This is a genomic window from Raoultibacter massiliensis (genome assembly GCF_900199545.1).
Taxonomy (GTDB): Bacteria; Actinomycetota; Coriobacteriia; order Coriobacteriales; family Eggerthellaceae; genus Raoultibacter; species Raoultibacter massiliensis.
Genome location: NZ_LT962671.1, coordinates 1,446,756 through 1,460,749 on the forward strand (window position 1 = coordinate 1,446,756; position 13,994 = coordinate 1,460,749).

Sequence of the window (13,994 nt, forward strand, 5' to 3'; positions counted from 1 at the left end):
CACAAGCCGCATAGTGTACGATCATAGGCGCTGAAGCAGTTCAGCGCCTATTTTTATCGCACAGGCAGGTGTCGGCCGCGCGCTTGCGTGTCCGTTGATTCTCACAGCGGGCACGCCGCATGAAAAAGCCCGCGAGTGCGGGCTTTTCTCGTTTCAATCGATCTAAACGGCTTACCGAAGCTGCAAAGGCCTTTCGCTTTACGCGGAATCGCCCGTTCCTTCCGGTTGCTGCACGGCATTGGATCCCGGTTCGAGGTCGGAATCGGCGCTCTCTCCGCCGTCAGCCGAAGCGTCGGCCGCATCGCCCTGGTCGCCTGCGGGTTCATCGGCCCCGTCAGTCGAACCGGTTGTCGTATCGGCGGCGTTCGCGTTAGCCGCGCCCGCCGTCAGGGGAATGTTCGAAAGGTCGACAGCCGTACCGAGCCACTTGCTTTCGACCAGCGAGATGATTCCGTTGCCCGTCAGGCTCGCAAGCGCATCGCTGATCGTGGTCTTGAGGTCGGTGTTGGTGTCGAGCACGCCGATGCAATAGCCGCTCGGATTCTGCATGAGCGCCACGATATGGACATCGACGTTCGAGGTATGAGCGGCGTATGTACCGATCACCGCATCCGCAGCTGCGTATTGCGCCGAATTCGAGCTGACGGCTTCGAATGCGCCCTTCAGATCGGATGTCGCGCTCAAAGCGTCGTCGCCGAATTGATTAGTCACTTCCCATGCGCTCATCGAGGAGCTCTGCGCAGCGATCTTGGGAGCGGAATCCTTCGTGGGAACCGCGGTCGTCGACGGTGCGGCAAACAGCGCAACGGCGCTTTCCACATATACCTCCGAACGCCAGCATTTCACCTGCGCGCTCGTCTTGTCGACGCCCATGACGATATCGACCTGCTTGTTCTCAAGCGCGGCATCGACATCGGTGCCCACATCGACGATCTCGAGCTTGAGACCCAGATTGTCGGCAAGAGCTGCGGCAATATCAACGTCGAGTCCGACGATCTTGCCCGATGCCTGACCGGCGAACGGGGTGTTGTTCTCGGCGGTGACGCCTACGCGGAGCACGCCTTCCTCGATAATGGTATCGGGGGAAACCGAAGGATTCTTCTCCGACGGCTTGTAATCCTGGGTCGCGCAACCTGCCAGCGCAAAAGCCGTGCCGAGGGCCAGCATGCACCCGAGCACGAGCGTTCCTAGACGCTTAAACACTGCTATGCCTCCATCTAGTTATTGCCATGTGCGCTTCCTTCGACTGACCTAGTCTTTGCCCCCACACCCGCGTACCGGGGATGAGCTTGCACCCATGACCCTCTCGCCCGAGGCAACCGTATGTCGCGCATAAAACGGGCGGTACGGCTTACATCTAGGATGCGCCATGCTCGTTACCGCGCGGCATGCCGCCCGATAACTTACGTGGGTCCTTTCGACCGCATCTGCCGTGGACTAGGGAATAATCCCGCAACTACAGACTCGAAAGAAGCGTGCTTGCTAGTGTAGCAGAAATGCCCTGCGCCGAGGAGGACGCATCTAAAATGCGCAGTGCGACGCCTCGGCTCAGCCTCTCGGTGTACGCGCGCACCCAACTCGCATCGGGTGTGCCCCCGAAAGACAAACAATCAGGCATGCGCTCGTAAGATCGAGATCGTTTTGACGCAAGACCGAGACTCCATCCGGGCAAGATCGCACTGCAAACCCCGTCGGATCGGCGTCGCGGCACGGCGAAGCCGCAGCCTTCGCCGTGCAAGGCGGACCCGCTATGCTGGGGCATATGAACCGAGTGCAGACAACCGCAAGAGCGAGCCTTGCCGCAACAGCCGGGCTGCTTCTGGCGCGCGCCGCATGCGAAACGCTCTGGCCCACCCGCTGCGCCGTATGCGACGAACCGGGATCGGTGCTGTGCGAGCGCTGTCGCCGATCGCCTCCCTTCATCGATTACTGGCGTGCGTGCCCCCGATGCGGCGCGCCGTTCGGCTCGACCCTCTGCACCGAATGCAATCCCGTCATGCTCGGATCGCTCGGAAGGAGCTCCCTGCCGTACGGCGCATGCAGAAGCGCGATCGAGTACGGATCCGATGCGGCGCGCATCGTTGCCGCGTACAAGGACAGGGGCGAGCGCCGCCTGGCTGAATCCATGGCAAGCATCATGGCTCCGCTCGTCCCGCCCGAATGGCTGCGTCGAGCAGGCGGCGATCCTGCGGTCGCAACATTCGTGCCGGCAACGCGCTCGGCGCTCGGGCGGCGCGGGTTCGACCACGCTGAGCTTTTGGCAACGGCGACGGCCGAGCGGCTCGGCATCGGCGTCGAGCCGCTTCTCGCCCGCCCGAAAAGCCTCGATCAGCGGGCGCTTGGCAGGAAGGGCCGTGCCCGAAACATGATCGGGCGCTTTTCCCCGCTCGCAAGCGCGCGCAGCCCCAGCCGCGTACTGCTCCTCGACGATGTTTGCACAACGGGAGCGACGCTCGCCGATGCAGCCGATGCGCTCGGCGCGCTTGGATGCAACGAAGTGAGCTGCCTCACGTTCGCCCGCGTCTGGTGAACCGGGCCCTGGAAAACGAACCGAACGCAGAAACGGCGGCCGAAGCCGCCGTCTAGGAGTTTGGCTAAGCGTGCGGGCGGATGCCCGCCGCAAGGCTAGATGCGCTCGCCCTTCTTCTGGCTGTGAGCATCGGAAAGCTCCGCCACATCCACCGAAATGCTGTGGCGAATCGGCGTCCACTGGCACTTCTTCACAAGAGCCACGAGCGCGATAGGAATGTAGGTGAGCATGAAGATGGGGAACGTGAACATATAGCGCACCTTCTTCGCCGTGGTCGAATGGATGGAATCCCATTCCACGAACGTGGTAAGCACGCCGAACATGAACATGAACACAAGGTAGTTGAACAGGCAGAAGAAGATCGAAGATACCGAAGATGCGATGGCGATGCCCGTCGACATGAGGCCCGCGGCCGACAGAGCGAGGATGATTGCGTTGAACGTGACCGCCACGATGGTGAGCAGCATGCCCGGAGCAATGGTCATGAGCATGTCGTAGCAGGCGAAACGCTTGCCCTTGGGGTTGGTGACGGTGCCTTTCGCCAAGCGCGCGCCGTAGTGGGCGAACACCTGGTAGAAACCCTTTGCCCAGCGGAAACGCTGGTTCCACGAGTCACGGAACGTGATGGGCTGCTCGTCGTAGAGAATCGCCGTCGGGCAGTAGCTGATGCGAATGCCATCGAGGATGCTTTGAGCCGAAAACTCTATGTCCTCGGTGAGCAGATGCCATTTCCAGCCGCCGTGCTTTTCGATTATGTCGGCGGCGATGAAGAAACCGGTGCCCGAAATGGCGCAGCTCGTGTTGAGCGTAAGGCGCGCTTGGGACAAGAACTTGGCCTCTCGCAAAAACCAGACGGCATACCCCGCCGAAATCCAGTTGGAATCGTAGTTCTTGGAATTGCGGTAACTCGTCGACGCCTTCGCGCCCGAATCGAACGTTGCGTTCATCTCGCGGAAGTAGTTCACGTCGAGCACGTTATCGGCGTCGAACACGAAATAAGCTTCGTAGCCGCGATCGGCATAGCGGTCGCGCACGCACGAGAAACCGTAGTCGAGGGCATAGCCCTTCCCCACTTCTTTGTTGTTGAACCGCTTGAAAACCGTCGCACCCGCTTCCTGTGCAACCTCGGCCGTATCGTCGTCGCAGTTGTCGGCGATGACGAATATATCGATGAGCTCTTGAGGGTAGTTCTGCACCTTGATGCTGTGGATGAGATCGCCGATGACCGCGCTTTCGTTGCGCGCCGAGATCATGACGGCAAACCGATGATTCTTTTCAGCCACATGCTTGGGAGGCTTGCGGGTCAGCACCACGAACACGTAATAGAGCTGGTAGGTGTAGCAGATGCTGAACGTAATGAACACGCAGAAGTTGAACACGTCAACAAACGATATCTGCGAAAAGAATTGGTCGAACACTTTTCCTAAGCTCCTTTATTAGGCGCCGTCCCATACGTCGCCTGCCTTCCTCTCCCGACACACGGTATTCCAAGGGCTTCTGCGCCAGAGGGAGCATGTGAGGGGTGTTTAAGCTGGACAAATTATAGTCACTTCGACTTGAAAAGTCCCCGAAGATGCCACCTTCGTTACCTTTTCTTCCGAATTTCCCGCGCGAATCGCCGTATTCAACAGAGGTTCTGCACACCGCCTCCATAATTGGCGACCATGAGATTCAATCCATATGCTACCCTGTTGTAGTTTTAGGAGGACAATCATGGAATACGACATCAAAGACATCGAACTGGCCGACGCGGGACTCGAAAGAATACTCTGGGCAGACCGCGACATGCCCGTGTTGGCAAGCATCCGCGAACGTTTCGAGCGCGAACGTCCGCTCGAAGGCGTGAGGATCGGCGCCTGCTTGCACGTCACGACAGAAACCGCCAACCTCGTGCGCACGCTCGTCGCAGGAGGAGCCGAAGTGTATCTGTGCGCATCGAACCCGCTCTCGACGCAGGACGATACCGCCGCCGCGCTCGTCAAGCACTACGGCGTACCGGTTTTCGCCATCAAGGGCGAGGACACTGAAACCTACTACAACCACGTCGATGCGATCATCGACGCCAAGCCCCAGATCACCATGGACGATGGCGCAGACGTCGTCGGACGCATCCACGAAAGCCGTCCCGACGCGCTTGCATCCATCATCGGCGGCACCGAAGAAACCACGACGGGCGTAATCCGCCTCGAGGCCATGGCGAAGCAGGAAGCGCTCAAATACCCCATCGTCGCCGTCAACGAGGCGAAGACCAAGCATTTCTTCGATAACCGCTACGGCACGGGCCAATCAACCCTCGATGGCATCGTCCGCCTAACGAACCGCCTGCTCGCCGGGCGCACGTTCGTCGTCTCCGGATACGGCTGGTGCGGCAAGGGCCTCGCCATGCGGGCGAAGGGAATGGGCTGCAACGTCGTCGTGTGCGAAATCGACCCGACCGCGGCGCTCGAAGCCCATATGGACGGGTTTTCCGTCATGCCGCGAGAAGAGGCCGCAAAAATAGCCGACATCTGGGTGACCGTCACCGGCAACCTCAACGTGATCGACGAGCCGTGCTACAAGAACATGAAGAGCGGCGCGATCATCTGCAACTCCGGCCACTTCAATTCGGAGATCAACATCCCGTGGCTCGAGGAGCATGCAACGAAGAAGCAGGAGCTCAAGCCGATGGTCGACGAGTACACGCTCGAAGACGGCCGCACGATCGTGCTTTTGGCCGAAGGCCGCCTCGTGAACCTCTCGGGCGCCGAAGGGCACCCCGCGTCGGTCATGGACATGAGTTTCGCGAACCAGGCCCTGTGCGCCGAATACATGCTCGCCCATGCGAAGGATATGAAGCCCGACTGCTACGTCGTACCCGAGGACATCGACAACGAGATCGCGAGAGTCAAGCTCGAAACCCTGGGCGTTACGATCGACACGCTCACCGACGAGCAGATCAAGTACATGAACTCATGGGAAATGGGCACGGTGTAGAACGAATGAGGCAATGCGGGACGCGTTAAGTTCTGCTTTTCCTTTTCTGCGGTTTATCGTACAATACGCTTTCGCGTCCCTAAGACGTGCCAGTGTGGCGCAACGGTAGCGCAGCAGTTTTGTAAACTGCGGGTTGCAGGTTCGAATCCTGTCACTGGCTCCAGAAAAAACGGCGGGGCCGGGCATTGCGCCCGGCCCCGTTTCGTTGTCGGGCGATGCCGGACGCAGGGAAAGAGCAGCGCTTCAGGTGATACAATGTGATAAACAAGGAGCAATCCGAAAAAGGGGGAATCTGCATTGAAAATCGAATCCCTGTACGAGTTCATCGTCTTGTCCCACTACTTGAACTTCACCACCGCGGCGAACAACCTGAACATGTCGCAGCCCACCCTGAGCAAGCACATCTCCGAACTCGAACAAGAACTCGACGTCGACCTGATCACACGCAGCAAAGACCTTGAAATGACCGCTGCCGGCGCTGCGTTTCTCAAAGACGCCATCCAGATTCACCACCTGTACAAAGACGCTGTAAAGCGCGTGCACGAGATATCGAAGCAGAACATCGAGGCGCTCACCATCCAGGAACCCTACATCGTCGACCTGATGAGCGAAATCCTGTTCAAATCGGTATCGCGGCTCAAGCTCGAGAACCCCTATGTAATGACCAAGTACTATTCGGAAAAAGGCAGGAAGTCGATCGAGCTGCTCGAAGAGGGCAAGATCGACATCGCGATGGTCGTCGACTGCAATGGAACGGACAGGATCGGCAGGGTAAGCGAGAAGAAGGGCCTGATCTTCTTCCCTGTGATACAAGAGCAGCTCAGCGTCTGGATGCACGAAAGCAACCCCCTCGCCGCCAAGGAAACGCTCATGCTAGACGATCTTGTGCACACGCCCATCAACATGACCTCCACGCGCTGCTTCGACCCCATGAGATTCGCCATCCTCGACCTCTTCAACAGGGCCCTGGGAATGAGACCGAACCTGCAAACGTACTCAAGCGAAACGCTCAACGAGTTTTTCATGAACACCCATGACCAAAAAGCGATATTCCTCATTTCGCCCGCCGTAGCCGCATCGCCTCTATTGAGCATGCAGCGCGACATGATGAGTCGCCCCATCGACGACGATCGCGCCCGCATCACGTCGTATCTGGTCCTCCGCGACGACTACCAGAAGAGCTCCATCGACCAATTCCTCGAAACCGTCGAACGCGTGGTCTCAACGGATATCGAGCATCATGCAAAGGTTGCCTACTTGAAGGATATCGGGTAGAGGCCGACCGCCGAAGCCGTCGGAGCGAAAATCACATCCGGGCGGATCGCCCCTCGGCGCCGGTTGCACCCGGGGCGCTGCCCGGCGGCAACGGCAGGCGCCAACCGCACTTCTCGCACACGGGATGCTTGGCGGTAAGCCCCGTCTTGCACTTCGGCCAGCGCATCTGAGCAGGCGGGGGCCTCGCCCCCCCCTTTTCTCACTTTCCCGCTTGGTTGNACAGCGAATCTGAGCAGGCGGGAGCTTCGCTCCGCATTTTCCGCAATTCACGCATGGATAGCACATGTGATCGGCTCCTTCCCGTATTCGATACCGCATCGGACGCGCGCAGACCCGCCCGCAGCGCAGCCGCTCTTATTCATGCCGAGAACGCCACTCTTCCCACGCCCGCTCGCGCGCTTCTTCGGTAATAGGGGCTTTGCACAGCGGGCAGGCCTTGAGATCCATGAGCGTACGCGCACCGCATTCCGCGCACACGACCATCTTGGGCTTGCAGTTCTCGCATGTCGGCAAACACATGTAGCAATCAGGCACAATCGCTCCTTTCGGGTGGCGTACAGGTAACTCGAAACGCACGTCTGCAGGCGGGGCCGATGAGCCACGCAGAAGGGCACTGCGCTCGCAGCAGGCCGCGCGGCAGAGGCGAGCTCAATCCATCAGCTCGTCGGGCACGGTCTCATCGAGGCGGTCGTCGCCCGCAAAGAACCGACAGTGAACGCATTCGATAACGAACAGCACAGCGCATCCCGCACCGGCGACGATCATCGACAGATCGGCCCCGCCTCCCGCGCCGAACAGCAAATCCTTCACGCCCTCGATGACGAGAGGAGAGACGGAGAAGCCGAGCGACGTCAACGCCAGCACAAGCGAAAGCGCCATGGACACGACGTTCTGATCTACCGATTTCGACGTGCTGTACAGCGTGGTGACATACTGGATCCCCGCCCCTATGCCGAAAATCGTCCCCCCGACGAGAACCGCCAGCATATCGGGCGCAAGCGCAACCATCAGAAAACCCACCGTAAGCAAGGCCAACCCGGGCAGAAGCACATATCGGCGAAACAACTTGACTATCTGCCCGTAAAAAACGCCGACCGCAAACGAGGCGATTTGGAGTATCGCTGTGATCGCCGCAGTGTCCACCACGTTGCCGAAGCCCTTCTCGTTGATGAGCATCGCGATGTTCGACTGGAAGGCGAAGTTGAAAAGCGACACCGCGCAAAAGATGAAGCATGCGTAGGCCAAGGCGGGAGTAAGCAGCTTTCTTACCCCCGAGGACAGATGCCGACGCTTGATCAGGCGCTCCTCTAACTGGCCTTTCGGCAGATGCGTAGCCGTGATAATCAGAACGGGGATAACGCCTATGTATATCAGGTACGCGAAATTCCATTGGATGAGGGCTAGAAAACCGACCAGAAGGGAAACGGCGGCGGCGCCGAGGTAGTTGATCGCCTGCTTGAAACCGAGCACACGACTGCGCTCGCTCTTGCTTTCCCAATACTGGCATACCAGCATGCTCGCAAGGGGATGCAGCAACCCCTGCCCGATGCCGATAAGGGCGCTGCTCGCAAACAGCAAGCCGATGTGAGGCTCCGCGATCGCCGCCGGAGCAAGTCCGCCGACCAGCAGAAACGCCAGGGCGATCTCCGCGATGGTCTTCTTGTGCACAAACGATGTCAGAATCCCCGCCAACAAGGTGGTGGGGATGCTGGCGAGCGAAGGCACGGCGAGGATCATCTGGATCCCCGCGCGGGGAACATCCGGATACATCTCCCACAACATGGCCAGAACAGAGGAGAACGCCGAAAAAACGCTGTCGTAAATGGCGAAGGCCCCGATAGGAATAAGAAAAAGCAAATGCTGAACCTTGAAATAGCCCGCAATGCTTCTGAGCAGCTCTTTCATTACAGCCACCTCGCTGACTAAGCAATCCTGATTACGTAATCGATTTACAATCTCAATGCATGCCGCAAAGCAAGGCGGCATCTCTCGGCGCTCCGCTTTACGGACGCGTTTCCCTTGCGCTTCGCGACGCACCTGAAACGGCGGCGAAAGCGGATCGTTTTTTCATGACCAAGAACAGGATCAACGCTGCGGAGACAAAACCGAAGCAAACCTCGTACATCGCAGCAACCCCCCACGTCTGCATAACGAATCCCCCCACAAGCGGGCTCATGCCCATATTGACGTCGGGCCCGATATAGAATGTATTAGAAGCTCTTCCCAATTCTCGCACATCGGCACCGCGCACCGCCTCGGCCTGCAATGCCGAATGCGCCGATCCTTGGCCGATGCCGACAAGCGCCCCCGCAATCGCAGCAGCGGCAAGGGAATGCATGGCGACGAGAACCGCGACGCCCGCCAGATCGATGAGCAGAGCCGGCGCGATCACGACGCCGAACCCCTTCGTATCGCTCAAGCGCCCCGCAAGCGGCCGCGCAACGAGCGCCGATACGGCATACAGAGTGAAGTACAAGGATATGCCCGCGATGCCGCGAGCATCCCCGACGGCAAAAAGAAGCGACACGTTGATGCCGTGAGGCACTCCCGCAAGAGCGGCCATGACCGAATAGGGAGCAGCAGGAACGAACACGAAATCGCGCAGGCGAATCACCCGCTTGCCGCCGCATCCTTTCCGACGGCGCTCGATGCCAAGATCTGCGCAACCGCTCTTGGGCAGCTTGAACGAAACAGCAAGAACCAGCCCGATCGCAAAGAGCAGGCCAGCCATCATGAAGCAATCGAAATACCCGACCGCTTCGCCGACGCCGGCAGCAACCGAAGGGGCGATGGCGCACGACGTCGTCGTAACCACGCCCACCCAGCCGACCGCCCTGCCGATGCAGTCGTGCGAGACGACTACGGAAACCAGCGAGACGACCACCGCCGAGCGAAACGCGAAGGCGACGCCCTGCACGATGCGAAACGCACCGATCCACCACACGTTCGGTGCAAACGCGCAACCGAACGCAGCAACCGTAAACAACAGCGCAGCCAGCACGAGCAGCGTGGTCTTGCTGAATCGGTCGGAGATCCACCCCGTGAAAGGTCGCATGGCCAATGCGGCAGAGGCGACGAGTCCCGCTATGAACCCGCCTACGGCAAGCGATGCTCCAAGGAAGATCACGTAGCTGGAAACGATCGGATTCGTCAGATACGTTGCAAACTGGAATACCGCTTCGATAAGCAGCAGATGAACGAATCGGATGTTCCAGAGCTTGTTGCGTTGCATGGCGAATCAACCTTTCGCGATATCCGCAGCCTGCGATGCGCTACTTCGAAGGCACCTTGGGAGCTTCGGGAGCGCCCGGCGCTTTCGGGGCGCCGGGCATCGAAGGCGCCGGGGCGGCGGGTGCGGGAGCAGCGGGCGCCGCAACAGCCAGTTCGCTTCCGCATTCAGAGCACTCCATGGCGCCGGCGATGTTCATCTCGCCGCAATGCGGGCACTTGATCCGATCTTCGGGCAGCTCGGCGCCGCACTTCACACACTTCTCCGCGACGGAGGGATTGATCATGCCGCACTCGGGACACGTTTTCGGGGTCGAGGCGGCTGCCGGTCTAAAGCACATGGCCTTCCTTCTTTCTTTTCGAATATGCGAAAAACCCGTCGGCGCAGGGGCCGCGCAAGCAGCGCGCAGCCCCGAGCCGACCGTTTCCTACGGGATGAGAAGCGTCGTCCTTCGATCGCGTTCGGCCATCTTGGCCGCCAGTTCGTCGATCGGACCGTATTCGATCGCGCTTGCCAGGCAATGGAGCTGGCATGCCGGAACGCCGCCTGCGGCGACGCGATCGGCGCACAGATCGCAATACGAGGTGATCAGCGGGTAGTAGGTGTGCTCCCACGTACCCTCCTCCATCAGCTCCCAGGGACCGAGCACGAGCATTTTAATACCGAACTGGCCGATCGGAAGGTCGTGTTCGTTCTTGCATGACACCTCGCAAGAATGACATCCGGTGCACCAGTAGTTATCGATGAGCAAGCCGTATTTCTGAGCCATGTTCCTACCTCCTATTCGGCCATAAGATTCTGCAGAGCGGGATCGTTCTTGATGGAGCCGGGGAAGTTCTGCAGGCTCGGAAGATCTTGGGGAGCATGCTCGACAAGCGGCGCGTGATCGGCTTTGGACAACCTGCCGATCATGCACTTCATCGGCGCGCCGAATCCGTAGTGGCCGACGACGTTGTTCGGAATGAGCTCGTTGATGTTGGACTTCCACACGCCGCCGATATTGGGTTCGTTCATATCCTCTTCGGGATACCACCAGCCATGGTCGGCCATGACCACGTTCGGCTTCAGGATCGGAGTGATCTTGGCCTTTTCATAGCACTTGCCCCACGGGTTTTCGATGCACACCCATTCGCCTTCGGTCACCCCGATCTCTTCGGCCAGATCGGGATGCATGGCAACAACCGGATACGGTTTGATCTCACGCAGCATCTTTGATTGGCGATGCTCGGAATGGAACGAAGCCCAGTTGCGAGCACCCGTGGTGATGGTGATGGGATACTCGTCTTTCCAGTTGGGGTGTTCGGCGGTGTACTCCGACATGAAATGGGAGGCGGCGCAGGAGTGTAGCTCGTCGGCGTCGTCTTGCCAGTACTCGCTGAACACAGGCTCCTCGTAATAGGGCAGCGGATCGCCGCCGCACGCCGCGAACATCAGGCTGAAAAGCTCGACCTTGCCCGTCGTGGTGTTGAACCCGGGTTGGCCGTCAGGACGCAGCATGCCGCGTTCGTACTTGCGGTACTCGGTCTTGCGGCATACCTGCACATGCTCTTTGAGATATTCCCAATCGTGCCCGAACCCGACCACCTTGGTGAGGTCCTCGGAGATGTAGCGCTCGATGCTTTCGACCTTGCTTTCGCCGTCGACGTAGAAGTTGTCGCGAAATGCGGGGCGCTGGGCCAGATCGTGGACGATCTCGAATTCGCTCTTGCATTCGCCGACCGGCTCGACGGCTTTCACCATTGCAGCCACGGGGCCAGGATGCTCGCCCATGAGCTGTGTGATGTAGCCATCGTGCTCGAGCCATGTGGCAAGGGGCAAGAACAGATCGCAGCAGGAAGCGATGGTGGGATTCATGAAGATGTCCTGTGCGACCACGAAGTCCATACGCTTCAACGCCTTATGCCAACGACCCGGAGCCGCCGTATTGGTGGGAGCCACAGGATTGGTGTGCAGGATCCAGCAGAAGCGCACCGGGTACGGCTCGTCGGTTTCAAGCGTCGGCAGAAACTCGTCGGGCACCGCCTTGCCGAGCAGCAGCTTGTAGATAGGATAGACGTCGAGGCCAACGGTGCTGTCGCGCTGTTCTTGGGTAACCGGGTTCGGGGGAACGGTCTCCTTTTTCTTGCTGCCCCCCACCCCGTCGACGTTGTCGAACTGGTTGCCGCCGAAGTCGAGCGTGATGTTCCAACCGATGTTCGTGCCGCCGGGGATATCCAGATTGCCCGTGATCGCCACAAGCGCGTACAGGCAATGCACGCTTTGAACGCCGTTGGGATTCTGATCGTTGGCGAGGCCCATGTTGAGCCCCCAGGGCTTTTCGGACAGGCAGCGGGCGACCGCGCGAATGGTTTCGGCGGGCACCTCGGTCACCTCGGCAGCCCAATCGACCGTGTATTCCATAACGCGCTCTTTGAATTCGTCGAAGCCGTAGCACCATTTCTCAACGAAGTCATGGTCGTACAGATCCTCCTCGATGATCACGCGCAACAGGCCGAAAGCAAGAGCCGTGTCCGTGTTCGGGCGAAGCTGCATGTAGTAGAGGGCGCGGGTGGAAAGCCAGTTCACGCGCGGATCAACGTTGATGAGCTTGGTGCCCCGCTTCAGAAGCTCGATGATCGAATGACCCCACGTGCCGTCGGGATTCGAGCGGAGAGAGTCGCGTCCCCAGTTGAGCAGGTACTTCGGCTGCACGTACTCGGGATCGTCATAGCGCCCGGGAAGGCCGTTGGCGAAGTCGTATTCAATGTAGCCCGCACCGCCGATCATCGAGCACACCGTATCGCGCGGAGCCATGCAGGAGAAGCCCGTCTGCGTATAGCACTGATTCGTGGTAACGCAAATGCGGGCAGACGTGTTCGTCATGTAGCGACCCGCTTCACGGCCGGTTCCCGTCAGCACGGTCAAGCTGTTGGGTCCGTACTGCTCCTTGCACTTCTTGATCTCTTCCTCGATCTTGTCGTAAGCCCAATCCCAGGAAACAACCTTCCACGCATCGGCGTTGCCTCGATCCTTCGGGTCGCGGTACATCGGGTGAACGACGCGATCGGGGTGGTAGATGAGGTCGAGCACGCGCAAGCAGCGCACGCACAGGCGACCCTTCGTCGTGGGGTGATCGGGATCGCCCTCGATTTTTACGCACTTGCCATCTTTGACGTATGCGAGCACACCGCATCCCATGCCGTGGCAACCCGGAGGCGACCACGGAGACGTACGGTGTACTTCGGTGCCATCTTCCAGCACGCGCACCTGAGGAGCGGCGTTTTCATCTATGTAAGTAGCCAACTCTGATACCTCTTCTTTCTGGTTTCTCGTCGTTTTGCATCAACCTATGCAGGAAGATGCCCCCTCGCCTATCATTCGGGCGGCGGCCTGAACTTTGCGCGCCTTCTGCGAAAGCGCTGCGTGCTCCAATGCCCGCGCATGCGACCCCCTTACCCCATCGTTTTCCGTGCGGCTCCGCCCGCCGCGCGCCATCCGACCGAGCATGCGCCCGAGACGGCCGGCAGAAACCCTCGGATCATCCGAATATGCCCATGGCGAACAGCAGCAGCATGATACCGACGACCGATACCGAGCATCCGAGCAGGTGCATGAACGCAAACCGCTGCTCTCCCGATGTCACGTACATGGCCGGCTGTGCGGGATTGACGTAGATGAGATAGGTTTTGCCATCGAGAAACGGAACGGGAAGCTGTTTGCGCCCCAGGTAAAGATGGAAAAATACGTTCGCACTCTTGCCTTGGTAGGTTCTGCCTTCGAACTCGTAGCGAAATTCGGGCACGGCGAGAACGAAAAGGCCCGAGCGTCTGTTCGACTCCGTCTGATCGTCCGATCCCTTGCCAACATATCGCGCGGGAGTCTCCTCCTGGCAAAAATCGGTTTTCTTTGTGGCCACAACGTCTACGAACAAAATCGCACAACCCGCAAAGGTAACGATCACGGCGATTGCAAGAAGTATGGTATCCAGCATTTCGACCTGCTCTCATT

General features: G+C 59.3%; 12 protein-coding genes and 1 tRNA gene. 4 read left to right on the forward strand and 9 right to left on the reverse strand.

Going from position 1 to position 13,994, the window contains the following annotated elements; all coding sequences use genetic code 11:
* Positions 1–198 precede the first annotated feature (198 nt).
* Complete coding sequence (locus C1719_RS10425) at positions 199–1,203, reverse strand: substrate-binding periplasmic protein (protein ID WP_245874497.1); 1,005 nt, start codon at positions 1,201–1,203, stop codon at positions 199–201.
* 547 nt (positions 1,204–1,750) lie between these two features.
* Here C1719_RS10425 and C1719_RS10430 point away from each other — a divergent pair.
* On the forward strand, positions 1,751–2,530 hold the full coding sequence (locus C1719_RS10430; RefSeq protein ID WP_245874498.1) for a ComFC family protein: 780 nt from the start codon (positions 1,751–1,753) through the stop codon (positions 2,528–2,530).
* A 95-nt stretch (positions 2,531–2,625) separates the two neighbouring features.
* Here the strand turns inward: C1719_RS10430 and C1719_RS10435 are convergent, their stop codons facing one another.
* Positions 2,626–3,948: a glycosyltransferase family 2 protein gene (locus C1719_RS10435; RefSeq protein ID WP_102375046.1), complete on the reverse strand. Its 1,323-nt coding sequence runs from the start codon at positions 3,946–3,948 to the stop codon at positions 2,626–2,628.
* Positions 3,949–4,243: 295 nt separating this feature from the next.
* Between C1719_RS10435 and ahcY the strand changes: the two genes are divergently transcribed.
* The 3 genes from ahcY to C1719_RS10450 all read left to right on the forward strand — a co-directional run bounded on the left by ahcY (position 4,244) and on the right by C1719_RS10450 (position 6,778).
* Positions 4,244–5,503: an adenosylhomocysteinase gene (gene ahcY, locus C1719_RS10440; RefSeq protein WP_102375047.1), complete on the forward strand. Its 1,260-nt coding sequence runs from the start codon at positions 4,244–4,246 to the stop codon at positions 5,501–5,503.
* A gap of 88 nt (positions 5,504–5,591) precedes the next feature.
* Positions 5,592–5,666: transfer RNA gene (locus tag C1719_RS10445), tRNA-Thr, on the forward strand.
* 134 nt (positions 5,667–5,800) lie between these two features.
* Positions 5,801–6,778: a LysR family transcriptional regulator gene (locus C1719_RS10450; protein ID WP_102375048.1), complete on the forward strand. Its 978-nt coding sequence runs from the start codon at positions 5,801–5,803 to the stop codon at positions 6,776–6,778.
* A gap of 354 nt (positions 6,779–7,132) precedes the next feature.
* Here the strand turns inward: C1719_RS10450 and C1719_RS10455 are convergent, their stop codons facing one another.
* The 7 genes from C1719_RS10455 to C1719_RS10485 form a co-directional block, all read right to left on the reverse strand.
* On the reverse strand, positions 7,133–7,312 hold the full coding sequence (locus tag C1719_RS10455; protein ID WP_102375049.1) for a hypothetical protein: 180 nt from the start codon (positions 7,310–7,312) through the stop codon (positions 7,133–7,135).
* Positions 7,313–7,426: 114 nt separating this feature from the next.
* Complete coding sequence (locus C1719_RS10460; protein ID WP_180963564.1) at positions 7,427–8,683, reverse strand: MFS transporter; 1,257 nt, start codon at positions 8,681–8,683, stop codon at positions 7,427–7,429.
* Positions 8,684–8,780: 97 nt separating this feature from the next.
* The gene (locus C1719_RS10465) at positions 8,781–10,010 is read right to left on the reverse strand and encodes an MFS transporter (protein ID WP_102375051.1); all 1,230 of its coding nucleotides are present in this window, start codon (positions 10,008–10,010) and stop codon (positions 8,781–8,783) included.
* Between the two features lie 40 nt (positions 10,011–10,050).
* Positions 10,051–10,347, reverse strand: coding sequence for a zinc-ribbon domain-containing protein (locus C1719_RS10470; RefSeq protein WP_102375052.1), 297 nt, complete (start codon positions 10,345–10,347; stop codon positions 10,051–10,053).
* 87 nt (positions 10,348–10,434) lie between these two features.
* Entirely contained in the window at positions 10,435–10,776 is a 342-nt protein-coding gene (locus tag C1719_RS10475; protein ID WP_102375053.1) for an oxidoreductase, read from the reverse strand.
* Between the two features lie 11 nt (positions 10,777–10,787).
* Positions 10,788–13,289, reverse strand: a complete 2,502-nt coding sequence (locus tag C1719_RS10480; RefSeq protein ID WP_102375054.1) for a molybdopterin-dependent oxidoreductase — start codon at positions 13,287–13,289, stop codon at positions 10,788–10,790.
* Positions 13,290–13,524: 235 nt separating this feature from the next.
* A complete protein-coding gene (locus tag C1719_RS10485) occupies positions 13,525–13,977 on the reverse strand; it encodes a hypothetical protein (RefSeq protein WP_102375055.1) in 453 nt (150 codons plus the stop codon).
* Positions 13,978–13,994: the final 17 nt, after the last annotated feature.